The 2,502-nt window shown below is 68.0% G+C and carries 2 protein-coding genes; both read left to right on the forward strand.

Features of this window, described 5'->3' with window-relative positions; genetic code table 11:
• The first annotated feature begins 67 nt into the window (after window positions 1–67).
• The gene (locus ACRYM0_RS20750) at window positions 68–1,186 is read left to right on the forward strand and encodes a tyrosine-type recombinase/integrase (RefSeq protein ID WP_432507744.1); all 1,119 of its coding nucleotides are present in this window, start codon (window positions 68–70) and stop codon (window positions 1,184–1,186) included.
• Window positions 1,183–2,457, forward strand: coding sequence for a tyrosine-type recombinase/integrase (locus ACRYM0_RS20755; RefSeq protein ID WP_432507745.1), 1,275 nt, complete (start codon window positions 1,183–1,185; stop codon window positions 2,455–2,457). Before ACRYM0_RS20750 ends, ACRYM0_RS20755 begins: the two co-directional genes overlap by 4 nt.
• Window positions 2,458–2,502 lie beyond the last annotated feature (45 nt).

Here is a 2,502-nt window from a genome sequence, read left to right on the forward strand (position 1 = left end):
GGTGATCGGGGGCTAACCTCCGGTCTGAGCCCAGATGGGCTCGAGTCCTCAACGTGGAGGCACCCTCATGACCGTTCTGGATCTTCGACTGACTCAGGGGTTGACGCCCTCCGGTCTGCCCTCGGTGCGCCTGGGTGAGCCGTGGCTGGACGCCTACCTCGACTTCCTCGCCGCCCGGTGTCGACCCAACAGCGTGCTGGCTGCCGGCTACGACCTCAAGGTTTTCTTCACCCTGATCGCGAAAACACCGGCGGACGTCACTGCCGCCGATGTGCTGGGGTTCATCACCGCCCAGCGAACAGGATCAGCGGAAGTGGTCGGCCCCATGGTCGCCGTCGCCGACGGCACCACCGCCGCCGCAGGAGCCGTCAGCGCCCGAACCGTTCGCCGACGACTGTCCAGCATCAACGGCTTCTACACCTTCCTCCTGGCCCGCGGCGACATCCCCGCCAACCCCGTCCCGCTTGGTCTGCCGACACGGCGCGAACACGACCAGCCCCGTAGCAGCCGCGGATCCAGAACCCCACTCGTCCGCTCTCCGCGGACCCTGCCGAGCATCTTGAATCCCGACGAAGCCGACGCCCTCACCGCCGCCCTGCGCACCCACCGCGACCGGGCCATGGTCGCGGCGATGCTGCTCGGGGGACTGCGCCGCTGCGAAGTCCTGCACCTACGGATGGAGGACCTCCACGTCGGGGCGCGGCGGGTGTTCATCGCCGAGGGCAAGGGCGGACACCAACGTCAGATCCCGATCTCTCGACGGTTCTTCACCCTGCTGAGCGACTACCTCAGCCTCGAGCGACCGGCCGAGGCCGACCAGCTTGGTCACGGTCACGTCTTCTGCGTCTTGAAGGGTCCACGACGAGGCCACCCGTTGTCCGCTTCCGGCTTGGATGAGGTTCTCGAGGGAGCACGGCGGCGCGCCGGTCTGCAGCGCGTCACCTGTCATCAGCTGCGCCACACCTGCCTGACCCGGCTGCGCGAAGCGGGGATGGCCCTGGAGGCGATCCAGGCCCAGGCCGGTCATGCCTCCATCGAATCCACCCGCATCTACCTCCACCTCGGCGAGGACTGGCTGGCGGGTCAGTACCGACGCGCCACCGAAGCCATCGACGCACAAGTTCTCATCGACCACCCCGCTGCTCCACCTATGTCAGCGGTCATGGGACTGCGGAGCCGACGATGAGCCAACCTGACCGGTTCCTCAACTGGGCGCAGATCAACGCTGCTGCACCAGGACTGGCCGCCCCGATGCGCGCCTACCTCACCCAGATCGCTACCACCCTGCGGTCAGGCAGTGTCCGCAACTCCGACCAGGCACTGCGCTGCTTCACCCAGTTCCTCCTGCAAGAACACTCCAACATCGTTCACCTGGCTGATGTCCGCCGCACCCACATCGAGCACTACAAGCCCTGGCTGACCGCCCGCACCAACCAGCGCGGAAAGCCTGTCACTGCCAACACCCGAGCCCACCGCATCGGCAACCTGCGCACCTTCTTCATCCGCATCCACGACTGGAACTGGCCCGAGGCCCCACCCACCATCCCCGTCCTCTTCGGCGACCTGCCCCGCCAGGAGAAACCCCTGCCCAAGGCCCTCGACGACGCCGCCGCGGCGAAGTTCCTGCGCGCCGCCCAGGCCCGACCGCGCCTTCTCGAGCGGGTCGTCTGCGAGATCCTCATCCGCACCGGCCTGCGCGTCAGCGAACTCACCGGCCTGCGCCGCGACGCCGTCCGCCAGATCGGCGCCGGGCACTGGCTGCACGTCCCCGTCGGCAAGCTCCTCGAAGACCGCTACATCCCCCTGCACCCCCAGCTCGTCGACCTCATCGCCGACTACCGCGACCGCTACGTCGACCCCACCCACCCGCTTCTACTGCCACGGGAGAACGGCACACCGATGGACCGGCACAGCGTCACCCGCTGCCTGAACAACGCCGCCACCGCGGCCGGCATCGGGCACGTCCACCCCCACCAGATGCGGCACACCCTGGCCACCCAGGCCATCAACCGCGGCATGAGCCTGGAAGCCATCGCCGCCCTCCTCGGGCACCACTCCATGGACATGACCCTTCGCTACGCGAAGATCGCGAACCGCACCGTCGCCGATGAGTACTTCGCCGTCACCGAGAAGGTCGAAGCCCTCTACGCCGCCCACGACCCCCACAACCCCGACGGCGAGAACACCGCGTTGCCCGCCTCCGCGGCCGGACCGGAGATGGCCCGCCTGCACCGCGAGATGCACCAGCGGATGCTCGGCAACGGCTTCTGCACCCGACCTCCGGCGCTGGACTGCACCTTTGAGTCGGTCTGCGAGACCTGCACCTTCTTCCAGACCTCGATCGCCTTCCGCCCGACGTTGCAGGCCCAGCACGACCACGCCGCCGAGCATGATCAACCAGCTCGGCAGCAGCTCTTCGCGGGCCTCCTCGGCGACCTCGACCAGTCCGCGTCCTGAGCCCCTTGACACCGATCACCCACATAAGCGGGATGACCGTGAAGT

Origin of the sequence: Kineococcus arenarius subsp. arenarius, assembly GCF_050871845.1 — a bacterium.
In the GTDB taxonomy this organism is placed as follows: Bacteria; Actinomycetota; Actinomycetes; order Actinomycetales; family Kineococcaceae; genus Kineococcus.